Source organism: Marinobacter salexigens, from assembly GCF_018860765.1.
Taxonomy (GTDB): domain Bacteria; phylum Pseudomonadota; class Gammaproteobacteria; order Pseudomonadales; family Oleiphilaceae; genus Marinobacter; species Marinobacter salexigens_A.
In genome coordinates, this window is the sequence record NZ_JAHKPV010000021.1 from 787,741 (window position 1) to 811,580 (window position 23,840).

Annotated in this window: 16 protein-coding genes; 6 read left to right on the forward strand and 10 right to left on the reverse strand. The window is 52.9% G+C overall.

Going from position 1 to position 23,840, the window contains the following annotated elements; genetic code table 11:
- Window positions 1-47: 47 nt before the first annotated feature.
- Together KO508_RS17150 and KO508_RS17155 are read right to left on the reverse strand one after the other, a co-directional pair.
- Entirely contained in the window at window positions 48-1,190 is a 1,143-nt protein-coding gene (locus tag KO508_RS17150) for a glycosyltransferase family 4 protein (RefSeq protein ID WP_216009487.1), read from the reverse strand.
- Window positions 1,187-2,362, reverse strand: a complete 1,176-nt coding sequence (locus KO508_RS17155; protein ID WP_216009488.1) for a glycosyltransferase — start codon at window positions 2,360-2,362, stop codon at window positions 1,187-1,189. The genes KO508_RS17150 and KO508_RS17155 overlap by 4 nt, the downstream gene beginning before the upstream one ends.
- Before the next feature lie 155 nt (window positions 2,363-2,517).
- Between KO508_RS17155 and KO508_RS17160 the strand changes: the two genes are divergently transcribed.
- From KO508_RS17160 to KO508_RS17180, 5 genes are all read left to right on the forward strand, one after another.
- The gene (locus KO508_RS17160) at window positions 2,518-6,129 is read left to right on the forward strand and encodes a glycosyltransferase (RefSeq protein ID WP_216009489.1); all 3,612 of its coding nucleotides are present in this window, start codon (window positions 2,518-2,520) and stop codon (window positions 6,127-6,129) included.
- Window positions 6,126-6,932, forward strand: a complete 807-nt coding sequence (locus KO508_RS17165) for an ABC transporter permease (RefSeq protein WP_216009490.1) — start codon at window positions 6,126-6,128, stop codon at window positions 6,930-6,932. Before KO508_RS17160 ends, KO508_RS17165 begins: the two co-directional genes overlap by 4 nt.
- Window positions 6,929-8,176: an ABC transporter ATP-binding protein gene (locus KO508_RS17170; protein ID WP_216009491.1), complete on the forward strand. Its 1,248-nt coding sequence runs from the start codon at window positions 6,929-6,931 to the stop codon at window positions 8,174-8,176. Before KO508_RS17165 ends, KO508_RS17170 begins: the two co-directional genes overlap by 4 nt.
- Window positions 8,173-9,075, forward strand: a complete 903-nt coding sequence (locus KO508_RS17175; protein ID WP_216009492.1) for a GDP-mannose 4,6-dehydratase — start codon at window positions 8,173-8,175, stop codon at window positions 9,073-9,075. Before KO508_RS17170 ends, KO508_RS17175 begins: the two co-directional genes overlap by 4 nt.
- 145 nt (window positions 9,076-9,220) lie before the next feature.
- The gene (locus KO508_RS17180) at window positions 9,221-10,159 is read left to right on the forward strand and encodes a hypothetical protein (RefSeq protein WP_216009493.1); all 939 of its coding nucleotides are present in this window, start codon (window positions 9,221-9,223) and stop codon (window positions 10,157-10,159) included.
- Between the two features lie 5 nt (window positions 10,160-10,164).
- On the opposite strand, the gene KO508_RS17185 is transcribed toward KO508_RS17180, so the two are convergent.
- Genes KO508_RS17185 through KO508_RS17205 form a run of 5 tightly spaced genes read right to left on the reverse strand, consistent with a single transcriptional unit; the run spans window position 10,165 to window position 15,203 of the window.
- A complete protein-coding gene (locus KO508_RS17185; RefSeq protein ID WP_216009494.1) occupies window positions 10,165-11,010 on the reverse strand; it encodes a hypothetical protein in 846 nt (281 codons plus the stop codon).
- Window positions 11,007-11,429, reverse strand: a complete 423-nt coding sequence (locus KO508_RS17190; protein ID WP_216009495.1) for a GtrA family protein — start codon at window positions 11,427-11,429, stop codon at window positions 11,007-11,009. Before KO508_RS17190 ends, KO508_RS17185 begins: the two co-directional genes overlap by 4 nt.
- The gene (locus KO508_RS17195; protein WP_216009496.1) at window positions 11,413-12,372 is read right to left on the reverse strand and encodes a glycosyltransferase family 2 protein; all 960 of its coding nucleotides are present in this window, start codon (window positions 12,370-12,372) and stop codon (window positions 11,413-11,415) included. The genes KO508_RS17190 and KO508_RS17195 overlap by 17 nt, the downstream gene beginning before the upstream one ends.
- The gene (locus tag KO508_RS17200) at window positions 12,356-14,353 is read right to left on the reverse strand and encodes a hypothetical protein (protein ID WP_216009497.1); all 1,998 of its coding nucleotides are present in this window, start codon (window positions 14,351-14,353) and stop codon (window positions 12,356-12,358) included. Before KO508_RS17200 ends, KO508_RS17195 begins: the two co-directional genes overlap by 17 nt.
- A 49-nt stretch (window positions 14,354-14,402) precedes the next feature.
- A complete protein-coding gene (locus KO508_RS17205; RefSeq protein ID WP_216009498.1) occupies window positions 14,403-15,203 on the reverse strand; it encodes a SapC family protein in 801 nt (266 codons plus the stop codon).
- A gap of 94 nt (window positions 15,204-15,297) precedes the next feature.
- On the opposite strand from KO508_RS17205, the gene KO508_RS17210 reads away from it, so the two are divergent.
- Window positions 15,298-17,772 (forward strand): acyltransferase family protein, encoded by a 2,475-nt coding sequence (locus KO508_RS17210; RefSeq protein ID WP_216009499.1) that lies wholly within the window; start codon window positions 15,298-15,300, stop codon window positions 17,770-17,772.
- A 57-nt stretch (window positions 17,773-17,829) separates the two neighbouring features.
- Here the strand turns inward: KO508_RS17210 and KO508_RS17215 are convergent, their stop codons facing one another.
- The 3 genes from KO508_RS17215 to KO508_RS17225 form a co-directional block, all read right to left on the reverse strand.
- Complete coding sequence (locus KO508_RS17215) at window positions 17,830-18,525, reverse strand: DUF1566 domain-containing protein (RefSeq protein ID WP_216009500.1); 696 nt, start codon at window positions 18,523-18,525, stop codon at window positions 17,830-17,832.
- 264 nt (window positions 18,526-18,789) lie between these two features.
- Window positions 18,790-22,080, reverse strand: a complete 3,291-nt coding sequence (locus KO508_RS17220; RefSeq protein ID WP_216009501.1) for a DUF4214 domain-containing protein — start codon at window positions 22,078-22,080, stop codon at window positions 18,790-18,792.
- 421 nt (window positions 22,081-22,501) lie between these two features.
- Entirely contained in the window at window positions 22,502-23,836 is a 1,335-nt protein-coding gene (locus KO508_RS17225) for a TolC family outer membrane protein (RefSeq protein WP_216009502.1), read from the reverse strand.
- Between the last annotated feature and the right edge of the window lie 4 nt (window positions 23,837-23,840).

Sequence of the window (23,840 nt, forward strand, 5' to 3'; positions counted from 1 at the left end):
CATCCGTATACGCCCTTAGGAAGCTACTCGGTGTACCTTAACGAGGATTAATTGCTAACCGCACGCGCCGCCGACTCGTATACAGTAAGCGTTTGCCGAGCGGTTTCCTGCCAACAATATCGGAAAGGCTCGACCGACGCGGGCAGCGTGAGCAAGGCCTGATGCAAACCTTCCGGGAGCTCATCCGGGTGAACGAGGCAAGCTTGATCCCCGGCCACTTCCGCCATGGCGCCGTAACTGGTGGTCAGTATTGGCGTACCGCAGGCTCTAGCCTCGGCAATCGGCAATCCAAAACCCTCGTAAAATGATGGGTAGGCAAACAAACGCGCACCACACAGCAGGCTGGCCAAATCGCGCCTTGGCACACGGCCTATTAAGATCACCCGACCCTTTGTATTTTGCTCCTTCAGCAAGGCCTGAAGTTCGTCATTTTTCCAGCCAGCGCCGCCCACCAATACAAGCGGCATCTCCGCCTGAAGCGCGGAAGGCAGTTTTCGATAGGCCCGCACAAGCCCCGCAAGATTTTTTCGAGGCTCCAGAGTGGCTATGGATAAAATGTAAGATTTGAAAGGCAAATCGTAATGAGACAGCACAGAGCGAACCGTCTCCGTATCTTCCTGCGCAAGAGATTCCTCAACCCCCAAGTGAACGGGGAAAACTTTGTTTTCGGCGTTCGGAAAATAATCCAAGATCTCATCAGCGGTGAACTGGCTATCCGCAATAATCGCCGCAGCATTATTCACCGCAACAGGAAGGTACCGCTCTAAAAATCGCACCCGCTCTGGTGGATGATACTCGGGATGGCGTAAATGCGATAAATCATGAATGGTCAGAACGGTTTTGCCAGAGAATGGGAAAGGAACAAAGTTGGGCTCGTGGTAGATCTCAGCCCCCGCTGCCGCACGGGCAGAATGTCGATCCCGAAAATACTGCCTCAAAGGGTAGGCGCCCGGCACTGAACGCAACCAAGGCTTCAACCGAGCAATAAAACCCGGCGCGCTTGATGCATTCGCTTCACCCGGATCGGCAAGTAACGACTGAAGCTCGGCACCATCCACACGCTGGCCATTGAATACGCCGGAAACGGTCACCTTAGGTTGCTCAAGCAACGCTCTCGTAAGGTGCTCTGTGTAGTATCCAATCCCTGTTCTTGGGGCAACAAGTGAGTCCAAGCGAATGACAACGTTCACTCACTCACCCTTACTGTTGATTTTTCTGAATCGAATAACGATGGCGACACCACTGACTGGTATACGCGAGCGTACTCCGCACCCACCCGCTCACCAGAGAAAACAGTATCCAGCCTCAAGCGCCCCGCTTTTCCATAGCGCTCTGCCAGTTCAGGGTTTCCATCAAGCTGGCGCATGGCTTCTGCCAAAGCATCAGGGTCTTCAGGCGGGATCACAACACCAGTCTCACCATGCTTGTTAACGAAGCTTGTGCCAGTACCAATATCGCAGCTAATGAGCGCACGGGAATAGAGTTGCCCCTCAAGCAAAGTAACACCGAACGCCTCTGAACGAAGAAATGAAGGAAAAACCACGGCGCGACAAAGTGTGTATAAAGCAGCCCTTACCTCATCGGCTACGAACCCTGCAAACACCACACTGCTGCAATCCAGTTCCTGCGCACGCTTTCGCAGCCACTCTTCTTCCGGTCCGGCTCCCGCAATCACAACCGGTAAGCCCGATTTTGCCGCCGCCTCCAGTAGCGTGTGCAAGCCTTTGTAATAACGTAAAACACCCACAAACAGGAAAAAACCTTCTCCGTAGGTTTCACGCACAGAATCAAGCGTACTACCCTGCACCGGCTCATAGGTGTCAGGGCTGAGACCAAGAGGGATAACCTCACACTTTGCAGCCAACTTCTGCAAAACCGGGCTGCTCGCCATGTAATCAGGAGACGTTGCAATAATTCTCTGCACTTGGGAGAAAAACCAAGTACGTAGAGGGCGGTACGCTTGCTCTAGGTATCGCTGGCGGAGAATATCGGAGTGATAAGTAATTACCACAGGCTTATCGATTGCGGAAAGCACGTGCACAAGATCAGCAAACGGCCATGGATAGTGAATATGTATAACATCGGCCCACTGAGCATGCTCCCGATAAAGCCGAAAAAGCGCCAACCCCATGGAGCACGACGCGGGCTCCCACTGCAAAGGTGCCCGTATAACTGTAGCCTCAGGCCGTTCAACAATGTCTACTTGGTCTACGCGCGCCAGTGTTAGCACTCTGTGGCGCACACCGTGCTCACCCGTAGCAATGCAAATCTGCCGAATCGCTTCTTCTACGCCGCCTTGTGACTCAGGCATATAGGTGCGATAAAACTGCAGCACATTCAAAGACGATTTCTCCCCAGACACTGAGCGACCCTGTAACCACTAAAAAGTGCGGCGATAATAGCACAGGATCAGCCGCCCTCTCATTGCGGCATACCGCTAGCCATTCTCCCACTGTCCAGAACAGTGATACCATTGACGGTTTTTAAACGTTACCGCATTTAACGACTGGACAATCCATGACCAAAGGTTTCTACCAGAGCTTCGAGAACCTCCACAGAGGCAGCGAGGAAGAAGTCGCAAGTCGTCTTGGGGCTTATCAAGCCCTACTCGACACGCTTCATGAAATCCTCCCCGAGGCACCCGTTCTGGATCTAGGCTGCGGCCGCGGTGAATGGCTAACTGCACTCAAAAACACAGGCTTTCAGCCGGAAGGGGTCGATACAGATCCTGATATGCTTGCCGACTGCCAGAGCAAGAACCTGATCGCGCACGACAGCGACGCACTGGCTTTTCTCCGTAAAGCGCCGGATAACCACTACGGGATAGTGTCGGCCTTTCATTTTGTTGAACACATACCGTTTGACGATCTAAAAAGCCTAATAGAAGAAGCCTACCGAGCCTTGCAACCGGGTGGCTTACTGATACTGGAAACCCCAAATCCCGAAAACCCGACCATCGGTGCCTGTTATTTTTACATGGACCCAACCCATGTAAAGCCCTTGCCACCGGGGCTACTTCAGTTTGTAGCAGACTATAGCGGTTTTCAGCCGAGCTGTGTTTGGCGCTTGAGTGAAGCAAAAGGGCTGCGTGACCAAGCACCCTCGCTAGACACCGTGCTCAAAGAGTCCAGCCCTGATTACGCCGTGATCGCCCAAAAGCCGGGGTACGATGAGGCCAGCACGCGCTTGCAGCCGATATTCAAAGAAGTAAAAGGCATTACCTTAAGCGAGCTTGCGAGACGTTACGACAATCACCACCAAGAAACGACAGACCACCTTGAGCGCACCATTCACGCCGAAGTGGAGCACATGGGCGCAAAGCTCACTCAAGACCTTGTTCGACTAGACACCGAAAGACAAACCCTTTCAGAAACCTTTGCAAAGCAACAGCGCGCCTTACAAGACTCTTTGCAAAGCGAGTTCCACAGTGTGCTGCGCGGTGTTACCGAAGATTACAAAGCAAAGATCGCTCAACAAGAAGCCCTGCTGCTCGATACCCGAAAGCTACAGGCGACCCACGACGAAAAAATCCGCTCGCTGGCGATTTTTACCCGAATTCTCGTACCGATTAGCCGCCTGATCACGGGTGGAAACAAACGTCTGACCCAAGCTCACAGAGCAAGCAACAATGGTATCTTCTATCAATGGCAACTGATCAAACTGCTTAAGTTGCTCGGCCTTACCAACCTGGCAAAGACACGGGCGGAACGTATAGGCCTCACCTTACAAGGCACGCCAATCAAGGCGGCGCACCCGACCACCCCCGGCGTAAACGAGCACTCAGCTACGGGCCCCCTGCAGCACATTCAGCAAGCGCTGATTCGAATGCTAAGTTACGAGAAAAGCACCGAACATAGCCATCAAACAACCACTGACCACAGCGCTGAGCGAACCATCTGCATTGAGGGCCACTTCAGCGGCTCTTACAGCCTCGCGGCCGTAAACCGTGCTTTAGCTATGGCGCTGCTAAAAAACGAAGATACAACACTGGCATTGATTCCCCGGGAAGGCACTCGATCAACGCAGATTCACAACGCACCAGCCAATGAGCTAGAGCGCCTACGCCCTCTAATCCAAACACCCCCGGTAAAGGCAGACATTGCCATTTACCACCACTTCCCGGTTATCGAAAACCCGGATGCCCAGCAAGGTACGCCCATACTCTTCTTTTTCTGGGAAGAATCGCTGGTACCAGAACAAACCATTGCGCAAATCAACCAGCACTACTCAGGCGTAATCGTGACTAGCTGGGTTGTCAAAAAGGCGCTGATTGATTCAGGCTGCAACCAGCCTGTTGCGATAGTACCTCTGCCCATGGAAGACGACTTGAAAACACCACCGGGGCCAGCGCATGGAACGCCATACCGCTTCCTGCATATCTCTTCCTGCTTCCCCAGAAAAGGTGCGGATGTTTTATTGAGCGCTTTTCGAGATCTACTGGAAAACCACCAAGATAGTGAGCTGGTGATCAAAACCTTCCCCAACCCTCATAACACTATCGAGGAGCAGATCAACGAGCAGATTCCTGAGTCGCTGAAATCACGGGTGCAATTAATTCTTGAAGATTACGACGATCAAAGCATGGACTCCCTATACCGGTCTGCCCACGCCGTCGTACTTCCAAGCCGTGGCGAAGGACTCAACTTGCCCGCTATAGAAGCTGCACGCTATGGGTTGCCCGTGATCACGACCGGCTACGGTGCGCACACCGACTTCCTCACGGGCAAGGGCGTGAAGTTCATCAACTATTCTTTTGCCCCGTCACAGAGCCACTTGCAAACCCCCGGCTCATTGTGGGTAAACCCCGATGCCAAAGACTTGCAAACTCAGTGCGAAGCGGTTTTAACCGAGCTGCGCTTGGGCACGGTGACCACAGAAGACACCCAGCAAGCTATTGCAAAGGCCTTCTTCAGCGAAAACGCCCGAGAGCGTCTAACCAGCAGCTTGCAAAAGCTGACAGAGCTGGCGCCCGACACAAAAGAACGCTCGATTATCCTAATGAGCACTTGGGGTGAAGCCTGCGGTATCGCCGAATACAGCCGTTACCTAGCACAAGAACTGCTTGAGCAAGGCGCCTCTGTAGGTGTTTGGGCACCCAAATACCTCACTAACCCAAGCCAAACGCCATTGGCTAAAAAACTGACCAGTTTGGACTGCTGTTGGCAGCCACAAAGCCACGACATGCCAGCTGCATTGGCCACAGCAGATGACACCGTGTGGATTCAATACCACCCCGGCTTCTTTGCGCTGGATAGCCAACTGGAACAATCTATCGAAACGGCCACGCTCACTGGCAAGCTGCGTTTTATAACCTTGCACGCCACGCTCCCGCTACTACAGCTACCCGCACAAAGCCGCGAACAAGCAGCCAACACGCTAAACAAGTTCTACCGTGTCGTTGTGCACACCCCCTCAGATATGAACGTACTCAAAGAGCTGGGTGTCACCGACAACGTTGCCTTACTGCCCCAAGGCGTGGCAAAGCCCACAGCCGCGAGCAACGCAGAGCCATCGGATAGCTTCACAGTAGCCTGCTTTGGCTTCTTATTCCCTCACAAGGGTGTGCTTGAATTAATCGATGCATTTGCAGATTTCCGCCAAGCGCATCCTGAAGCTGCGAACGCAAAGCTGCTACTGCTTAACAGCGTTCATTCCAGCCCGGCTTCTGCGGATTACGAACAGCAATGCCAGCAGAGAATCCGGGAAAAAGGTCTTGAAGCGGTTACTGAGTTCTGTTCAGAGTTTTTGACAGAAGAAACGATTGCCACGAAGCTGGCCAGCAGCAACCTTCTGATTCTGCCTTATAGGGAAACACCGGAGTCCAGCAGCGCAGCCGTGCGCACGGCCGTAGCCTGCTGTCCCACAGTTGCCGTGACTCCGGCGCGCATTTTTACTGAAGTGCGCAGCGCAACCCTAACCTTACCCGGTTTTGAGACTCTTCATATTCGCCAGCTCATCGAACAAACATGGAATGGCAGCAATGAGCGTGACATTGAACAGGTACATAAAGGGCGGGAGCGCTGGCTTGCGGAGCACAGTTGGTCGATAGTCGCCAGTCGCCACAACCGGTTAATAAAGGCAGGCACAGCCGATGCGCGCTGGTTAACCCAACCGGAGGCAACCCAATGATTCAACGAGCCCTTGCCATAGCCCGCTACTGGTGGAGCTATCGTTTCTTCGTGCGCAGTGCCATCCGCAACGACCTGCGCGCACGTTACGCCCGCAGCAAGCTAGGCCTACTCTGGGCTCTGGTACAACCTCTGGCTATGGTGCTGATCTACACTTTGATCCTTTCGCACCTTATGTCAGCAAAGCTTCCTGAAACTGACACAGTTTACGCCTACCCTATCTACTTGATGTCCGGCATGCTCGCCTGGACGCTATTCTCCGAAGCCGTAGGCCGAGGACTTGGGATTTTTGTGGAACAAGGCGAACTGATTAAAAAGGTGGCATTCCCCCGAGCACTACTCCCCATCATTGCGTTAGGCAGCGCCACTGTAAACGGCCTTGCACTGCTCTCGATGATGCTGATGGTTTTCCTGTTTCTCGGCCACTGGCCGGATTTACACTATTTGTGGATGCCGGGCCTAATGTTCCTTGCGCTCTGGCTCGGCTTGTCCATTGGCTTGCTCTTTGGCCTGATGAACGTATTCTTCCGGGACATCAGTCAGGCAATACCCGTCATTCTCCAATTCCTGTTTTGGCTAACTCCCATTGTTTACGCGCTCTCGATGCTGCCTCCGGAATACCATAGCTACTTTTCCTGGAACCCCATCGCCAAACTGACCGCAGCCTTTCAGGACGTGATCCTTTACAGGCGCAACCCTACAGAGTTGCATCTCGTATATCTGAGCGGTATTGCTTTCATCTTCACTGCCCTAAGCGCAGGCCTCTACCTGCGGGTAAAACACGAACTGGCAGACCACCTATGAGCGTACTCATCAACGTAGAGAATCTAGGCAAGGCGTTTCGCACCTACCCGAACGCCACCCAACGGATCCGCAGTTGGCTGGGCTTGCCCACCCGTAATGTAAAAGACATTTGGGTGCTCAAGAATCTGAACTTTCAGGTGCACGCTGGCGAAGCCGTTGGCCTTGTGGGTGAAAACGGCGCAGGTAAGAGCACGTTGCTCAAAATGATAGCGGGCACCCTCGCCCCTACAGAAGGCGGCATCCAACTCTTTGGAGAAGTGAGAGCCATTCTAGAACTGGGTATGGGGTTCAATGGCGAATTCACGGGCCGGGAAAACGCACGCCACGGCCTCAGCATGATGGGCATGAGTGCCGAAGAAGCGGATTCCCTTCTGCCAGAGGTGGAAGCGTTTGCAGAAGTGGGCGACTACTTTGACCGCCCTCTTCGCACCTACTCCAGCGGCATGCAAATGCGAGTAACCTTTGCCGTTGCCACAGCGCGGCGCCCACAAGTACTCATTGTTGACGAAGCTCTAGCCGTGGGCGATGCCTACTTCCAACACAAAAGCTTCGAAAAAATCCGTGAAATGCAAAGAGCAGGCACAACGTTGCTCATCGTGTCTCACGATCGCGGTGCCATACAAAGAATCTGCGACAGAGTTATCCTGCTTGAGCACGGCGAAATCAGCCGGGAAGGCGACCCGGAAGTCATTATGGATTACTACAACGCCATGCTGGCTAACAAAGGCAACCAAAAACACACAGTACACAGCGAAGAACTTGAGGATGGCCGGGTTGCAACCACATCAGGCACCGGCGAAGCTACCATCCAAAGCGTGACCCTACACGACGCCAATAGCGGTGATCCCATAGAAATAGCCACAGTTGGCCAAGAAGTAGAGCTTAAAGTAAAGCTCGATATCAACGAGCATATTGATCAACTCGTGGTGGGCTACGTCATCAAAGACCGCCTGCGGCAAGACGTATTCGGAACCAACACCCACCTGTTGGACCAGGTGCTGGAAAACCCAAAACCGGGGCAAACCCAATGCTACCGATTTCGGTTTACCTGCAACCTTGGTGAAGGCAGCTACTCTACATCTGTAGCGGCACACGCGGACGACACGCATGTGCGCCACAACTATCACTGGAAAGACCTCGCCTGCACCTTCGAAGTGGTAAACGCCAACAAAAAGCGGTTCCTCGGCGTAGCTTGGATACCGCCAGAGCTAATCATCGAACCCAACTCCGGAGACACACCATGACGGCCAGCCCACACGTTCTCATTACCGGCGCCAGCGGTTTTACCGGACAACATCTGGCCCCCATGCTGCAAAGCCGGGGGTATCGGGTATCGGGTACCGGCCATGGCGATTGCACGGGTGTGAGCTGCGAACCCATGGACCTGACCAGCGCAGCGCAGGTAAAAGAGGTTATTAATAGGCTACAGCCGGATTACGTAATTCATCTAGCTGCACTCTCCTTTGTGGCGCACCCAACACCGGAAGATTTTTACCGTGTAAACACGCTGGGCACAGAGCATCTGCTCGCGGCCTTGGCCGAGCAAGAGAAGCCGGTAAAAAAAGTGATATTGGCCAGCACGTCCAACGTGTACGGACGGCATCAGGTGCCGGTGCAAAGCGAAGATTTATGCCCTTCTCCAGTCAATCACTATGGCTGCAGTAAATTGGCTATGGAGCACATGGCCGCCAACTGGTTTAGCCGCCTCCCCATACTTATCACCCGCCCTTTCAATTACACCGGCCCCGGGCAATTACCCCACTTTCTCGTTCCCAAAATGGTGAAGCACCTTGCTGAGCAAGCGCCCCAAATTGAGCTAGGTAATCTGGATGTGGCAAGAGATATCTCCGATGTGCGGGATATCTGCCAAGCATACATCGCTCTGCTAGAGAGCGACGGCCACAGCCAGACAGTCAACCTGTGCTCCGGCACCGGCACCCACTTAAAAGAACTGATGAGCATATTGTGTGATTTGGCGGGTTATCAAATAGAGATTAACGTAAACCCAGCCTTTGTTAGGGCCAATGAGATACCCAGCCTGCGCGGCGATCGAACCCGGTTAGAGCAATTGGCTGGCCCAATACCCACTCGGCCATTACGGGATACTCTGGCAGATATGCTGGCTGCCGCCCGCAACGAATAAACCCAATGCAAAAGCCGTAAAGCTGACTATATTTCAAACCAACATTACAAGGCTGACATTTTTTTCAAAGAATACTACACTGCCATTGATACTTCTGGCACCCGCGTGCTCAGGGGATATACAACCAAGGATGAAGGAGAGAAAAATGCAGATAACAACTAATAAATCGTGGGGCTCAAAGGCGGGATGGGCCATTTTGTTTTCGGCAGTGCTCGGCGTTACCGGCTGCGGCGGCTCAAGCAGTTCGGGTGGCGGCAACCCAGATAACGGGGAGGATAACGGCGGAAACAACGGTGGTGGTGCCGTTAACGAACAGCCTGCGAATATTCAATCAGAAGACGATGCAAGACTGGGCGCCGATGCGGCCGTTGAATCCGCCCAGCAGGCCATCGCTCTAGAAGACTCGCCCGGAGGGATGTTCCCCGGAGGCGTAACCTTAACTCAAGAAACTCGCAACGACTGGGTTGCCTCCCACAGTCTTGAACTTGCGGAGCTAGGCCAACTACCTACCGGTGCCGTTACTAACGTGCCGGGAAGTTGTGGTGGTAGCGCAGATCTAGACTATAGCGAAGGCTCCAACGACTATCGCATCGTCTACAATAATTTCTGTGTCGGAGATGGAGGCGACAATCAAATTATTGATGGCACGATCTCTTGGTTTGGCTATACCAACATGGGAACAGAAGGGGTTTGGGGCTACGATGCGGACTACTCTGTTAGCTACCAAGGTGAAACCGAATATTATAATTACAGCTATAGGTGCAACGGAGACAACTATGTTGGCTGCACCTATGATGGCAGCAGCTACGAAGGCAGAAATGGCAGAAGCTACCGCTCTGAGAATGTCTCCGTTTCAGAATCCAACGGCAACTACGATGTAAGCGCCCGGGTTTATGACGAAGATATCGGCTACGTAGACTATCAAGCCAGCAACCTCGTTCTTTGCGAAGGCGGTTACGGCTTCTCCTCAGGCACCATTACCGTATCGGATGAAGCCAACAATGAAGTGCTAACCATTACCTTCTCTGGTTGCTCTTCGTTCACCATGACCTATCAGGGTACCGGCTACACCATCGACTACTAACAGGCTTAGAACCTCAAGCCCACAGCAAACCCGGTCAGCCAGCTTTGGCTGGCCGGTTCTTCTACTCGCAAACGCCCCCCTCCTGCACGGTAAACAGTTTTGGTGTCACTTTTTCCAAACTGCCAAAAATGACCAAACACCTTAAACTCAACCGGCCCCATCAAAGCAGTTGCCTGAACACTCGCACCGGGCTTTGAACCTAAACGGATAGATGGCAAGCCCGCGTCAATTTCGGTTAAATCTACTTTTACACTTCCTTCAAGGGTATACAGCCCCCAGCCTTCCAAACACCAACTATCCATCCAGCCCAGCGCCACACTTCTGCAAACCGAGCCACCAAGCCCCAGCTCGCGCCAGCGGTACGCTTCGTTAAGCCGCAGAGTATTTCTGGTGGGAAGGATGTCTCTCTGCCATTTACGAAGCCCAGCCCGTACCATGGGTGTAAAGCGGTAGCCGTGAAAACTGACCTCTGGCGCGCCCAGCGTTACCTCCAATAACGTTTGTTCCGTATCTGTGCGCGTTGTTAACTCACGGCCGGATTGGGTCATCCCACGGTAGCGAACATCGTCAGAAAAGCGGGCGCCAGACACTTTTATCCAGCCTGAGTTCGAACTGTGAAACGCAAAGGCTGCTTGAACACCCGGCAAGGTTCCGCTTTCCTGGTTGAGCGTAGCGCCTGAGCTAGACTGCTCTTCATACTCGAAATGCCCAAGCACAAGGCCAGCTTCAACCTGAACATCGGCCAGCCCGGGAGCACTATGGATTAACAGAGGGAAAATAGGAAGGAACCGAAACAACGCAGCTCGGCGCGGCTCACCGTTCACTCCGCGACCAAAGCCAACCGGCTTCATTTTTGGAAAACCCACAATTTAGAACCAGCGAAAACAAACAGCGGAACCAAAAAAACCGACAGACATATCGCTAAGAACCCGGATTTCACCCCCGCCATTAAAAACAGCCACAGCAGGCCATTGTTAATGCCAAACCCTGAAAGCGTCACCGCCAAAAACTTCAAGGCACTGCCCTTTTGCCGGAAGGTATAGCGGGAGTGCCCCCAAAAAGACACTTGAAAGGCTACAACAAACGCAAAGAAGTTCACCAAAAAAGGCGATACATCAGGCCAAGTGAATAAGATCCACCACGCCATCCCTAGGTGCACTATCGTCGCCAAGCCACCTACAAGCCCAAACCGAATCAACTGCCCCGCCAACTGCGAGAACCTGGATCCGGAAGTGGGTACGTGTATTTGCTCTTCAGGCTGTTGGTGCATCGGCCACCTGCTTTTCAGCGACAATATAAGGCGGTCGCCCTTTGGACTCGATGAATAACCGCCCTAGATATTCACCTAAAATTCCGATGGAGATTAGCTGCATCCCCCCCAAAAACATGACCCCCACGGCTAGCGACGCATAGCCGGGCACACTCACACCCCAAACCATCGTCTGGAAAATAACCCAACCACCATAAAGAAAAGCAAAAAAAGCGACCAGCACCCCAAGATAAGACCACACACGCAGCGGCCAAGTGGAAAAGCTAACAATGCCATCCAACGCAAAATTCCAGAGTTTCCAATAGTTGAAACTGGATGTGCCCGCCACCCGCGCAGGTTGCTCATAGGGCACGGCACAGGTTTTAAACCCTACCCATGCGTAGAGCCCTTTCATAAACCGGTTTCGCTCCGGCAGGCTGCGTAACGCATCCACCACCCGGCGATCAAGCAAGCGAAAATCTCCACCGCCCTCAGGCAAAGGTGTATGAGCCATCATGTTGAAGAAGCGATAGAACTGGCGAGAGGTCCAGCGCTTCATCGCCGTTTCTTCATTATCCGCATTGCGAACGCCATAAACCATCTGGGCGTCATCTTTGCGCCACACCTCCACAAACTGCGAAATGGCCTCAAAAGGGTGTTGAAGGTCTACATCCATAAGAACCACGGCATCTCCCACCGCATGGTCCATACCCGCAGACAGGGCAACTTCTTTACCAAAATTCCGGGAAAACGACAGGTAGTGAACGTTTGCATGCTCCCCTGCGTAATAGCGCAGCAATGCAAGAGAGCTATCTGAAGAGCCATCGTTCACAAACGTAACATCCGCAGCAAATGGCCACTGCGCGCTTGCTTTCAAGAAAGCCTCCATGAACAACGGCACCGATGCTTCTTCGTTAAACACTGGCACCACCAGACTGATTTTTACATCACTCAACTCGTTCACGCTCTTCCCCTTCTGGCTCGCTTACGTGTTCTATCAAATCCAGAGACCGCAACCCCACCGCCAATTCACGCACATCCTGACTCTCACCCGGATAGCCTGGCTTGCGAACTGCCTCGTACTCTAAAGTAAGGCGCAACGGCGCATCGAGAACCAATTGCGGCAAAGGCACTGTTGCCTCGCAACAATCATTCCCCGAGTGACGTTCCGCCGAGTAGCGCCAGATTGCTACCTCCTCGCCATCAAGAAGCACCGTGATTCGCTGTTGCTGCAGCGAAGGTCCGAAGTAGGGCCGGAGCTGCAAACGCAACGCATCAACGTTATCGTGTACGCCCGGCTGTAACAACACGTTCAGCTCTGAACGATTGCCTTCACTCCAAACGCCCCATATTTCCGGGCTAGACCAACCTGCGCCCAGCACACCCGCGCCCTGTGCAGACCACGACGAAAAACTAGTGTGAAAAGCATCTACTAACGGCTCGCTTCTCTCTTGCTGCCCTGCGGGGCACACTCCGGAACGGCGTAGAAAATTCATATACTCAAGCCAGAACACGCGGCTGTTCATATCAGAGTGCATCGCCACAAAACGGTGCGGGTCCAGCGAGGACATCTGGACCTGCGAAAGCCAACGGTCGATAGTGTCTTCGCTGTACCCCACAGAACAAGCCACACCCTCTGCTTTGGCCCATGGCGCTACCCGAGCGCGCATGTCGTTTGCTATCAACGAATTGGCTGCATAATTAACGCCGCCTACCAACCCCAGACTCAAAGCCAGTATGGCAAACACTACCAGCCGCCAACGATCCTTAAACCAGACGACCAGCAGGCATACCAGCGCATAGGCCAGCACACCAAAACCCGGAAACGCCACTCGGCTGTCCAGATAGCCGCAAACCTGCAGATCCAAACACCACTCTTGCTGGCGCGCAGTGGCGGCCAGAGGTGCGGCAATGTAAAACATCAGTACGCCAATACATACCATCATTGTAATGGCGGCTTTAGCTGAAAGCACCGGCATCCGCCGCAACAAACCCCAAGCACAAAGCGTGGTTATCAGTGCAACCAATCCCGATACCAGCCACGCATCGGCCGTAACCCGAGAAAAATCTACACCCGGTAAACGGTGAAACACCGTGCCCGCACTCAGGTGCCACATCGCGGTTGCAAAAAAGCGCGAGGTGTTGGCCAAACCACTGGGGTCATTGCCTTCATACGACGATGGGTACTGAAGCCGAAAACCCACGTAAACGGCCAATACAACAGCCACCACCAAGGCATCCGACACTAGCTTACCAGTGCGTACCTGCAGCCTGAGAAAACGAGCCTGCAGCTCACTCTTTCGGGGCCAAGCCATGTTGGCTAGGTGGTCGGCAGCCATCAAGGCTGTGGCAAACAAAAAAACAAATTCACTCACCAGCATAGCGACAGCCATACTGCCGCATGCGATCAGTTGGCCGAGCCAATGCATGCTAGGCCAGCGCATTAATGCAAGGCGAGCAGCCAGCACCACAAGAAAAGGCAGAGTGTTCTGCAAAGGGTAAGCGTTGGGGGGCATGTGCTCATACGCCAATGGATGTAAGGCCAAAAGCACCAGCACAATAAACGCGGAAACGGAAAACGCCCTGTTGCCGGAGGTCAATCTGGCAAGGTAGTGAGCGAACAACACCAGAACAGAATAGTAAGAGATGAGGATGAGCAGGCGACCCGAGGTGAAACCCGACACCCAAGCACCCAGCGCATTCAGCGGCGTCATCACATAGTGGCCAATGCGGCCACTAAACTTAGCGACAGCCTCCGCTTCCACCCATACACGATCCCATCCATGCCACAGAAACTGAAGAAACATGGCGTCGTCAGCGGTTAGCCTATAGCCGAACCGAAACTGCAACGCCTGCAAAGCAACCAGCAACCCAAGGCCACAGACAAGCCAAACCTTCCAAGCCGTGAGGGGCAGCCAAGCCCGACCGTTTTGCCTGCTCAACACAATAAACACCCCATCACGGCCTGCATTCCCTTACAGATTATTCCAAAACTTAGAAAGTCAGATTGTCGTCGTCATCGTCTGCAAACAACGCCTCAAGATCCACATCTTCAGCGGGGCCGGCCTGCTTTTTGGCTTCTGCACGCAACTCATACAAGCGCACCAACCCCTGTAAACGGTGCTCCGACAGAAGCTGGGTATAAGCCACAGACAGTGCGCCGCTCTTCAATAGCTTAGAGGCGGTTTCTGGCGGCAGCTCGCGCATGGCCGCTTCATCAATGTGATAGACACCCTGAACGTCGTAACCGCCCTCGCTTTTTCCATCGCTGGCAGAGATCTTCCAAGGAACAACCAACCCGGCCTCCTCAAGCTGGTTAACCAACACCTGCGTCATTTCGCGGGCTTGTTCCAGTTTTTCCAAGAAGACAAGCAAGTCGCGGGTTTTGGCGGTAGGCTCGCCATCAGCATCAAACAAGCGCACGGCGTCTGGCCCGGCTTCAAGCTGAAAGGCGTCAGCATCTGTATCCACGCATACAACCCGGCGCGAACCGCTTTCATCGCGCACAGCCAAAAATGGATGGGTTCTATACCAGGCAGGCCTGTACCCGCCAATCCAGCGGCCATTGGTGTGAACGTATACGTTAACCCCCGGCTGCAACGACTGAAGCGCCACCAACTCATAAGGCTTACCTTCACCCTGGCTCACAAAGGCCAACGGCATGGTGGGCACTACCTGAGGCAGCTCCTCTACTACTACAGGTACTACAGCTTTCTCAAGAGCATGGCCGTTGCCCGCAGGCAGAAGGCCGGACTCCCGATGGTCAGCTTTGTTCAAAGCGATGTAACGGGCCATGGGCAACCTCAGTGTCAAAAAATGGGCAGGAATGATAGCACATAAGGCGGGGTAATATTTGATATGATTCCGCTCCGGTTTAGCGGGGAACGGAATGAACAAACACTACCCTTATGTGCCTGCCATAGACGGGCTAAGAGCCATAGCAGTACTAGCTGTTATGGTTTACCACCTAGATACAAGCTGGCTGCCCGGCGGATTTGCCGGTGTGGATGTATTTTTTGTAATTTCAGGGTACGTTGTATCGCGCTCCTTGGTAGGGCGTACTGGCGAGAGTTTTGGGCAGTTTCTCGCCGGATTCTACTCCCGAAGAATAAGGCGCATTATACCCGCGCTTGTTGTATGCATGCTGGCCACATCGTTTTTTACCGTACTATTCATACCAGAATCTTGGTTGAGCTCCACCATACGTCAGGTGGGTCTTTACGCCTTTTTCGGCCTGAGCAATATTGCACTGGTGTGGTACCAAGATGACTACTTCTCTCCAAGGGCCGAATTCAATCCCTTTGTGCACACTTGGTCTTTGGGCGTAGAAGAGCAGTTTTACTTCATTTTTCCGGCGCTGATCTTTTTTTGGTTTCTAGCTCACAACCGGTCACAGGCCAGGGGCTTTAGGGTCTTAGTGAATTGTCTAATTCCTGCGCTGGCCATCGCTTCACTCTACACCGCCTATCACATGGGGCAGTCGCGGGCAGATTGGGCCTACTACATGCTTCCCGCTAGGTTTTGGGAATTGGCGGCGGGGGTGATGCTCTTCCAACTACAGGCCAAGAGTCGATTACCGCAGCTATCCACCCGAAGCGCCTCTTTGTGTCTGGGCCTCGGGCTGGTGACTATTCTTGCTGGGTACCTGTGGGCAAATGTGGAAGCCTTTCCTTACCCTTGGGCACTATTGCCAGTAATAGGAACATTGCTTTCGCTCGGCGCGATAACCGGTCAAACCAAGAGCAAAGCAACACGTACCTCTATGCTTTCGCACCCCGCAACTATTTACTGCGGAAAAATATCCTACTCTCTCTACCTTTGGCACTGGCCTGTTTATACGCTGATGCGTTGGACCACAGGCTTGGAAACACCTCTACAGATGGCCACCGCGGTTGCGCTCACCTTCTTGCTAGCTGGGTGCTCTTACCATTTTATCGAAACACCCGTGCGGAGAGCCCGAACTCTAGCCAAACCACCCTACCGAGGGCTACTGGCGGGTGGTTTGGCCATCGCCCTATTATGGGCCGGTGCATGGCAATTATTTGAACACCGAAACGATCTGTCGTTAAGCGTTACGGCCGACACCAAAACGTGGCAAGCGCACGAGTACCCATACCATGCGCTTACCACTGCAAGGAGTGACACTTTACACGGGCGTAAAATGTTTGTGATTGGCAACTCCCACACCGGCGCCTATAGCACTATGGTTAGCCTACTCAGGCAGCGCCAAGGTATAGAGGCCCATCTGATTCAAACCGGGCATTGTGCTATCGGCAACCTGTTATACCCCATTCAGGAACTAGATGGCTGCCAAGCCATCATTGACTACTATCTGAACCTGCTAAACGAAAGAGCCAAGCCAGGTGATATTGTATTTTTTGCGTCACTCAGAACCCATCGGCTTGCCGACCAATGGGCTCGCTCCTCTCCTAAAGAGGTTTTGGCTTTTAGCCAGAGCGAAGAAGCTGCCCATGACCTTCAGGCCGCATATTCTGAGACGACCCCAATTATTAGAGCCCTTGAACGCCAAGGCGTGGTTGTACTGTTTGATGCGCCCAAGCCAGTCCTGCAAGGGCCGGCCTATCGCTGTTCCGACTGGTTCAACGCGAACAACCCGGTGTGTGGCGATCAGCTAGCTGTTAGCGAAGCCTTCATCCGAGACCTTCGCCAACCGATGATGGAGTCCTTAGCCCGTATAAAAGCCAACTTCAGCAATGTGCAAGTCTGGGACCCGCTCCCCTACCTCTGCAGCCATGGCGAATGCTCACCGTTTGATAGCGATGGCTTGCCCTTGTACTTTGATGGAGATCACATCAGTGGGCATGGCAACCGAGTGCTCTACCCCCACTTTGAAGAGGCCATACTGAGTCTCTACAACAACTGCGAAAGCTGCTCCGGGTTGGCAGCCAACATCACACCCCTGTTTCCAGAACCTATTCGCCCCGACGAACGGATTACCTTTAATAAAAACGGAAACGGATTGAAATACAAGGGGCCAGGATGGTCTTTACCGGAAGACTGGGGCGTATGGAGCGAGAGCGACCGTGTAGTCCTTTACATACCTGTTGACGGCAATGCCAGCACCATCCGCATAGAAGCCCGACCGTTTTTGGCATCCACGCTCACCAGCCAACGCGTGCAGGCAAGGATAAACGGCATAGACGCAGGTACATTCGCGCTGACAGCCGATTCCACACCTTACTTAGCACTGGATATACCCGAGACGAGCCGAAGCAAAACCAACAACACATCAACTCTAAAAGTAGAGCTTCAATTGCCCGATGCCATATCACCGACTGATTTAGGAGTAGGTGCAGACCCGCGCGAGCTGGGGATAGGGCTGAATAGCTTGTTTGTGGAATAGCAATAACGAGGAGAGTTCAGGCAGCCGAGATACAAACGGCTGCCTGATGCGTGTATTTTATTGATCGTTCGTGCGGGGGCGTGAGCCGTCTGCAGCTCGCGGGTCGTCGCCATCTTCCGGATTGCGGACCAAGATAATTCGGTAGTCAGCTTCAACACTGTTGAAGTCACTTAATACGCCACTGCCAAACTGAATGCCTAAGCCTGCGCCCTCTATGCTTTCACTGGCGCTGCTGGTCCACACCGTTAATTGCCTCATATCCGGGAACACGGTTGGCTCTATCGTGGGGCTCAACGTCGGAGAACCACAGCCTTCCGCGATATCCAACTCACCAATTTCATTTGGGCTGGTGTGAAGGTTATTGCAATACACCAATGATTTGAGTTCCTGCAGATCCGGCAAACGGAAGCCGTCTGCGTCTATAAGACTACGGGCCACAGTCCACGTCAGCGTTCGCGCGCTGCCCTCACAGGCTGAAAGCTCAGAACTCCACGTTTGACCATAGTAACAGCGCTTCCACGCAAGGTTGGTTTTGGTATCGAGAACAATAGCTGCACTCTCGCCAAGTGGCTGGTAACGCTCGCGAAGGACCTCACCTGCTGCCTCTGGCAGCGGCGGCACACCCTCCTCTTCTCCACCACCTGACGACCCGCCACTACTCAAGCACCCTGTAAGCAGCGTGACGCTTACAAGGCTTACCGCTAGTACCGGCGAAAGAAGCGGCCGAAAGCCACAAAACCTTACTGCTTGCATACCTCAAAACTCCTAAAACGAAACGAGTGAAACACAGTTTACAGCGAACTATCCCCTAAATCCTAGCGATCCCAGGAAGACACAGGAATCCCAAAGACCCAACTCACGTATCAAAACCTGCCACTCTTTATCCAATGGTTTTTTCGAAGCCAAAAAAAACCCTGACCGAAGTCAGGGTTTTTAGGCTCTGTTAGCTATCGCTAGCTAGCAGATGGTTGTCTGACCCTCCCGGGGAGGGTCTTAAACCGCAGTTCTAAGCTCAGCTTACGCCAAGCCAGACTCTGCTGCCCACTCAGCGGAACCCACCAAGGAGAGTTCCATATCAGGAGCGTTGGTAGCCAGAGAAGCACCCAGATCTACAACACCAACCAACTGAGCGCTGGTGTTAAAGTCGCCAGCATCAGCGTCTGCTACACGAGTAGACGTAACGTGGAAGATCTTGTACTCACCGTCGTTGGCATCATTCTCAACCATGAAGATATGGTTGTTGGTGTTGCCAATGATTGCGCCAGGCGCAGCGGTGCCCATGTTAGTTTCACCGTTGTCAGCGTCGTAGCCGCCAAACAGAGCAGTGTTAGCAACATCGCCGTAGCCTGCGCCAGTACCGTTCAGCAGAGCTGTCAGGTTAGAGGCAGTCAGGTTATCCCAAGTTTGCTGTGCGTTGCCGCCGTCGCCTTGGAAGTCGATGATGGAAACGGTGTTACCGTTGAACGCACCAGTGCCTTCGAAAGTAACAGGGCTTGGGTTGGCAGAAGAACCTGCACCAGAGCCAGACGCATCTACTTCAGTGGTCAGGTAGCTGGTGAAGTTCAGGAAGTCAACACCTGTAGCCGTTACGCCAGCAGCGCCGTCAGTATCCTGAACAAAGTTCAGAACTGTGTTTTCACCGTTGTTGTAACCGGTGTACACAAGCATGTCGTTGCTGTCTGCGCCAGTGCCCAGAACCACTACGTCTTGGCCAGCACCCATGTTGATTACGTTGTTGCTCTCAACAGAGCTGTCTGCGCCTACAACATCAGTACCGCTGACCTGACCCAGAATTGAATCTGCAGCAGTTGTTTCGGCACCAGTGTTGTCTAGAGCACCCAGACCTTCATAGCCGCCAGTACCAGTGGTGTCTGCAATGCTGTCTACAGCAGCGTTCAGATCACCTTGTACCAGTGCACCGATTGAAGAATCGTTGTTGAACGCTTCCCAAGCAGCTTGCAGCTGAGTCAGAGCAGAACCAGTTGGCAAAGTGCCAGCCTGAAGGTCAACATTCAGGTCAACGTTTTCGAACTCACCGTCTACCAGTGAACGAACAATCAAGGTGTCGTTCGGGCCGTCGATAGCTACCAAGAACTTGCTCAGAACCGCATCACCATTGATGGCTGTTTTCATAGCCTGGTTGATGTGACGCTCAGTAGCTGCATAGTTAGCACCGGTTGGTACGTCAACAGTTACTTCAAAACCGTTGGTGAACGCAGCAGCTGCGGCGCCAGTCAGACCACCAGCAGGCGTTACGCCAGCGCCAGCGAAGCTAACGGTCAGAGTATTGTCATACAGGAAGTAAGGACCAGTGGTACCAGAAGTACCAGCCAGAGGCGCTCCAGAGCCGCCCAACAGGTCTTGTACGTCTACGTTCTCTGAGTTGAATACCCAGTGAGCGTTGAAGTCTGTGCCACCGATGTCTTGCTTACCACTGTTGTCTGCATAAACAACGTCGTTGCCTGCACCAACCAGAATGGTAGCGTCGCCAGCACCCTGAGTTTCAACAACATCGTTACCAGAACTAGTGTTGATCACAATGTTCTTCTGATCTTTCTGGTTATCGTACCAGTTGCTAGGAGCAACTGTGTCGTTGTCCAGAACCAGAACAATCTTATCGTTGCCGGTACCGGTAGTGATGCTCAAAGAAGCATCTTCATGAGCGATAACAGACTGGCTGAAAGACAAGTAAAGCTCGTTGTCGCCGCCGCCTAGGTTGTAAGAATATACAACGTTGTCTGCAGCTGCGTTGTCTTGACCGTCAACACGAACTAGGTCACGAGCGATAACCGCTTCAGTCACTTCGGCGTTCATGCGAACGTTTTGACCGAACTGAGCTGCGTTGAATACGCGAACATCAGACAGACCAGCTTCAGCCTTACCATCCAGAACCGCACCGCCGTCAGAGCTCAGAGCAGCAGACTGCTCGGCACCAAGGTGGAAGTAGCTCGCAGCGCCAGTCAGGTTAACAACTTCTAGGAAGTTAACATCGGTAGCACGCAGTGGGTTGGAGGCCAGCTTGGTCAGCCATACGCCCAGATCAAGATTGTGATCTTCAGCTACAACGTCCAGCTGCTGAACACCCATGTCAGACATAGACTGACCAGAGATGTTCACTGAGCCGCCCTGTGAACCGTAACCAACGTTCTTAAGTTCGAGGTTGGTAGTGATCAGGTCAGTTGAAGAGCCCAGTACGTTAGTGTCCTGACGACCAGAGGGGTCAACGTTACGGTCGCCGCCGGCACGATCGCCGAAGGAGAAACCGCCACGCTCAATCAGGTTGCTACCCGTTGCAGTAACCAGAATCTGGGTACCAAGAACGTTTGCACCAGTAGTTACCAGAGTGTCTGGATCTACTTGCTGACGTGTGAAATCTGCGCCCAGCTCAACAGTTACGTTGTTCAGTGCTTCGTTGTCCACGCGAAGTTCTTCGATGCGCGCTTGGATAGCGGCAGCCAGCTCTTCGTATGTTTCGGCGTTCAGGATATCCTGAGAACCTACAACGATTTCTTCGCCGTTCAGACGGAAGCTGAAAGACTCGATCGCAACAAGGCTTAGGGCCGCGTCTTTATCGTTGGCTTCGGCCATACGGTCGATAACTTCAACGGTAAGAACAGAACCCAAGTTGGTGGTTACGTTGTCCAGAATTGGGGACAGGAAGTAGGCTTCGTAGTTGCCTTCTTCACCCAACTGGTTTTCCAGACGGAAGGAGTAGTCACGGGAAATAGTACCCGCGCCCTGATCAATCGCCTGCATACCAACGTTGAAGATTTTATTGGTGTTTGACTCGAAGGTCTCGTCTAAAGTCGGGTCAGCTGAAACGTGTGTCCAACCAGTGACATCCGACACACCCTTGTCGGTGTTGAAGTTGAAGTCGAAGACGATATCGTCAGGTGTTACGTCGTCACCTGGATCTACAGTACCGTCTGCGAATTCGCCGTTCACGGTAGAAAGACCAGCAGTGCCATCAACGAAGCCAGCTTCATCAGCTGCGTTCAAAGCGGCTGCGTTTTGAAACTCAACGGCCAGACGAGCTTTGCTCAGCTGGTTAGGGCCAGCAGCGCTGGTTAGCAGTGAAGTCCAGTATTGCAGGCCATCGGCTTCAGGCGCACGGCCTAGCAGATTGGTGTACAGGTCGGTTACGAACCCGTTGTTGCTTTGCGCAGGCTTGGCCTGAATAAGTGCAGTCGCAAGAGCGTCGAGGCCAGTAGTGTCGAACGCATCGTTCAGTTCTGTCTGTGTCGGCGCGTTGCCAGTGATTGCAACGTAGGTGCGGATAACACCAAGCTCGTTAACATTTAAAGCCATGTGCTTTACTCCATCTTTATATAAAGTGCTTATAAATTGATCAATTTATAGCAGGTAAAATAACACGATAAGGCTAACAACACGTCAGCATCGTGTCACTTTAGCCACTTCACTACAGTGCGCAGCTTCCTACTGCGCAGGCACAGATTCTAATCCGTACACTCTCTTTCTGTAAAGCCCAACGGGCCTAACAGCAATCTTTGAGTCTGACTGGTATTGCCTGAAGGCGGAAGCCCTCAACCAAATTGTCGGATCTGTTCGACCCTCCCAACCAGACCTATCTCCTTTACAGCTGGAATACACTGACGAGGAGAAAAAACTTACTTAGGCCTAGAATCATACATACTGCATGCACAATCCACAACTACCCACAGCAATTCATGCAACAAGTTAATTTGTAAAGGGATGTAACTGATGTAATTCAGTTTCGCTGCGCAGCGACTGGCATCTGTTTATCGAGCACACCAGCCACCTGCATCAACTCGTACTGAAGTTGAAAATTCTTGTAGATTTCACGTACTTGGTCGCGCTCGGTGGTTGATAGGCGGGAGCGAGCATCAAGCAAATCGCTCAAGCTGCGAATACCGCTGGCGAAGCCACGCTCGGCAGCTTCCAAAGATGCCGCCGCTGACTCTTTGGCGGTATCGAGTGCTTTTATGGTCTGGTAGCTACCTTCAAGCCCTTCAACCAGCCGTGTGACCTCCACTCTTACTAGCTGTTCTTTATGTTGAAGTTCTAATTTGCTGGCCTCCTCACGGTATGCTGCTTGGCGAGTGCGCGCAGAGGTGGCACCGCCTTTATAGATAGGCAGTTTTAGCTGCACCTCTACGCGGGTTTCTTCCCGTAAGTTGGTAGCAAAGGTATCGTTTTCTGTGTAGCGGGCATTTAGGTAGATTTCTGGATAGTGGCCGGAGCGCTCATAACTGCGGGTTGCCCTAGCCATTTCGAGATTTGCGCTGGCAATGCTTAACTGGCCTGAGTTTTTAAGAGCCAATGCCACCCAGTCTGTACGCAGCACCGCCGGGGTTTTACGCCAGAGCGTTTCATCCGTTGGCGCTAATTGTATTTCTTTGAAGCTCAAACCGGTTATCGCGGTAAAGTTCTGCTTTGCGGCTTGGTATTCTGTTCTCAAACCCGTCAAGTCAGCTTCGGTTTGATCAATGGTGGCTCGGGCTTCGAGTACATCCGCGCGGGATGCAAGACCTCTTTCACGCATACTTTCCATTTGTTCGAGGCGACGACGGTGGCTGGCCCGCTCATCTTCCACCACGCCAATTTCACGGGCAAGTGCCGAGGCTCTCAAAAACGCTTCTATCGCCGAGTAGCCGGTTTCAAGGCTTCGATTGCGCAGCTCCTGCTTCGCCAACTCTTCGCCCTTATTCGCACGACCTATCGCATTAAACGTGCGCCCTGAGTAGACCACCTGGCTAAGGTTTACGTTATAACTGGTGTGCTCATCGGTGTCGGTTATAGAGTCATTTACGTCAAAATCCCTTGTAAACCGTGAATGCCCGTAACTGGCGGAGGCCTCAACCTGAGGTAGCACGCCAGCCCACGCCTCTCGCGTGGCCTCTTTTTCACCTTTGAAACCTGCCTGCTGGCTGCGCAAACCAAAGTTGTTTTGCAAGGCGCTGGTGTAGGCTTGGCTCAGATCAACAATCGTTTTGCCTTGCATTTTATCTTGGCTGGCTACTGGGCCTGAGGCCAAGCACAAAACCAAAAGGCTGCTGGTGATGGTTGCTTTCATAGTTGCCATAATT

Coding starts and splice junctions, on each gene's coding strand:
- KO508_RS17215 (WP_216009500.1), bottom strand. CDS start 18,525: ATGCAAGCAGTAAGGTTTTGTGGCTTTCGGCCGCTTCTTTCGCCGGTA.
- KO508_RS17160 (WP_216009489.1), top strand. CDS start 2,518: ATGACCAAAGGTTTCTACCAGAGCTTCGAGAACCTCCACAGAGGCAGC.
- KO508_RS17190 (WP_216009495.1), bottom strand. CDS start 11,429: ATGCACCAACAGCCTGAAGAGCAAATACACGTACCCACTTCCGGATCC.
- KO508_RS17220 (WP_216009501.1), bottom strand. CDS start 22,080: ATGGCTTTAAATGTTAACGAGCTTGGTGTTATCCGCACCTACGTTGCA.
- KO508_RS17180 (WP_216009493.1), top strand. CDS start 9,221: ATGCAGATAACAACTAATAAATCGTGGGGCTCAAAGGCGGGATGGGCC.
- KO508_RS17185 (WP_216009494.1), bottom strand. CDS start 11,010: ATGAAGCCGGTTGGCTTTGGTCGCGGAGTGAACGGTGAGCCGCGCCGA.
- KO508_RS17165 (WP_216009490.1), top strand. CDS start 6,126: ATGATTCAACGAGCCCTTGCCATAGCCCGCTACTGGTGGAGCTATCGT.
- KO508_RS17205 (WP_216009498.1), bottom strand. CDS start 15,203: ATGGCCCGTTACATCGCTTTGAACAAAGCTGACCATCGGGAGTCCGGC.
- KO508_RS17175 (WP_216009492.1), top strand. CDS start 8,173: ATGACGGCCAGCCCACACGTTCTCATTACCGGCGCCAGCGGTTTTACC.
- KO508_RS17225 (WP_216009502.1), bottom strand. CDS start 23,836: ATGGCAACTATGAAAGCAACCATCACCAGCAGCCTTTTGGTTTTGTGC.
- KO508_RS17210 (WP_216009499.1), top strand. CDS start 15,298: ATGAACAAACACTACCCTTATGTGCCTGCCATAGACGGGCTAAGAGCC.
- KO508_RS17170 (WP_216009491.1), top strand. CDS start 6,929: ATGAGCGTACTCATCAACGTAGAGAATCTAGGCAAGGCGTTTCGCACC.